This window comes from Enterovibrio nigricans DSM 22720 (assembly GCF_900167155.1).
Taxonomy (GTDB): Bacteria; Pseudomonadota; Gammaproteobacteria; order Enterobacterales; family Vibrionaceae; genus Enterovibrio; species Enterovibrio nigricans.
In genome coordinates this window covers 1-1949 of sequence record NZ_FUXU01000200.1, presented here as the reverse complement: position 1 = coordinate 1949, position 1949 = coordinate 1, and the positions used below count along the sequence as shown (strand labels likewise).

Annotated in this window: 2 protein-coding genes and 1 pseudogene; 2 read left to right on the top strand and 1 reads right to left on the bottom strand. The window is 38.9% G+C overall.

Features of this window, described 5'->3' with window-relative positions; all coding sequences use genetic code 11:
- The first annotated feature begins 357 nt into the window (after nt 1–357).
- On the top strand, nt 358–1179 hold the full coding sequence (locus B5D35_RS23535; protein ID WP_244556734.1) for a scabin-related ADP-ribosyltransferase: 822 nt from the start codon (nt 358–360) through the stop codon (nt 1177–1179).
- Nucleotides 1180–1224: 45 nt separating this feature from the next.
- On the top strand, nt 1225–1629 hold the full coding sequence (locus tag B5D35_RS24235) for a subtilase family AB5 toxin binding subunit (protein ID WP_139367866.1): 405 nt from the start codon (nt 1225–1227) through the stop codon (nt 1627–1629).
- Between the two features lie 201 nt (nt 1630–1830).
- Here B5D35_RS24235 and B5D35_RS24230 read toward each other — a convergent pair.
- Nucleotides 1831–1911: pseudogene (locus tag B5D35_RS24230) on the bottom strand (IS6 family transposase); the annotation flags it as partial.
- Between the last annotated feature and the right edge of the window lie 38 nt (nt 1912–1949).

The following is a 1949-nucleotide window of genomic DNA, read 5'->3' as shown; positions in this document are numbered from 1 at the left end:
GAATATCGCGCATCGTTCATCCCTTTTGGTGGAATGTGGTTTTTGGCGAAATTCATTAGATCAAAAGGGTCGGTGCGCGTCTTTCTCATTGTTTAAAAAAGGAATTTTGAGGGGATTCGCTAGATTATAACGTTGTTGACCATTGAGTACCCATTCGCCAAAGCGATATGAATATTTTTGGTCACTACGGATTTTCTGCAACAAGCCCATCAGCAACCGAGGAAAATCTGCTGAACATTGCTGCAAGATTTGACCATAGCTCCCTCTGCATCATTAGTATCTAAAAAGTGATACAGATTGTATGCTTTATTTGTTCCATTATTTATAAAATACTTCACGGAGGTTTATTTGAAAAAAATGGCATATAAAAAAACTCTTAACTTAATCATATTGTCTATTTTATTTATAACGACGAAAACGCTTGCTGTTACTCTATATAGAGGTGACTCAAGACCTCCAGAGGTAATATTTGAATACGGATTTAATCCTCCTGGAGGAGGATCATTCGATATAATCAGGCATACTACAGGTCAAAGTTGTTTCGCTGGCACTGCTACCAGTGCATTTGTTAGCTTATCTAGAAGTGAGGTAGCAGCACATGATTTTGCAGATGAGCAGGCTAGTGCTACAAGAGCGAGCCTATATTATGTTTACGAAGTGGAGTCAGATAGTTCCTATATTGATGTAACTGGTACTTTTCAGGCAGCACGAAGCCACCCTATCTATACTCCATCTCAGAGACTCAGACTTATTAACATGTTATCTGTTGCAGATAGTGAAGATGAGGTATTGTCCGAATTTACTGTTCTGAACTCTAGTGTAGTACGTGTTCATATCTATGCTAGTCCTTCTGGTGACCTGATAGAAACTCGAGAAAATCCTAATTTTGAGCATGGAACAGGTGCAGAACCTATAGCAATTCCGGTCAATGATATACCTCATTATTTACCGCCATCTAGTGTCGATAACTCAACAAATGCTTGGTACGCGTCGTCAGATTCAGATAGTGATTCGGATAGTAGCACTGCTTGTTTTATGGGAGGAGCTTGTTCCAGTCTAAGTAGCAGAACATCTGCTGCTACATGCGTTGAAAAAAAAGTAATTCCAATAGGTGAAATTATTATTCTTGATGAAGGAAAACCATATATAAGAACATCTTCTAATGCTATTTTTCAGTAGATTGTGTGAAAATTTTACTTATTAATCAATAATAAGGTGTTAAATATGACTGTAAAATTAAATAAAATTATATCCACTATATCTATAGTGATGTTTTTTATGCTACCTAATATTTCCTATGCGGAAACAACAAATTATACAAATGTTCGTGTAACCAATTTCTATACAGATCAATATAAAGGACATCCAATGATTTGTGTTTCATTTAGAAGTTCAACCCAATCGCATTCAGCTTGTTCGATTGATAGTGAAGGCGCCTCTAGAGCAGGTGCTTTTCCTTATTACGTAAGAGTTTTGTTACAAAGTTATTTAACTGGCGATAACATTTGGATTAAAACGGACAATAATGCATTTACTGACCCTGTGGTTACTTGGATTTCAAGAGATGATATTACCTCTGTTGGCTCATGTAACAATTGGTGTTTTGGATCTGATAAACAACAACCTTGAAAGGTAAGGAATTTCAAAGTTAACGATCTGGCATGAAAACATCCCCAAGTGGCCGGGCAACGCTCTGGTTTCTTATCCAGTCCCTTCTGGGGATTGACTGACCGTTTTGGGTGGTTTTCCCTAGCATCAGATACACCTTCCCCGCCGGGCGGCTTATGCCGCCCTCATTTCTGCCTGTATGACTGACGAGGCGACCAGCTCAGAGAGTGGTGAACTGGCACGGAAGCCCCAAAGGATGATCTCAGGGGCAAAGTGTTTCCATTTGAATTCGTTGTTGTCCATTGACTACTCATCCGCTCAGGAGATAAGGGACTATTTTG

Excerpts from the sequence above, each read along its gene's own strand:
- B5D35_RS23535 (WP_244556734.1), top strand. The coding sequence starts at position 358 with ATGGCATATAAAAAAACTCTTAACTTAATCATATTGTCTATTTTATTT.
- B5D35_RS24235 (WP_139367866.1), top strand. The coding sequence starts at position 1,225 with ATGACTGTAAAATTAAATAAAATTATATCCACTATATCTATAGTGATG.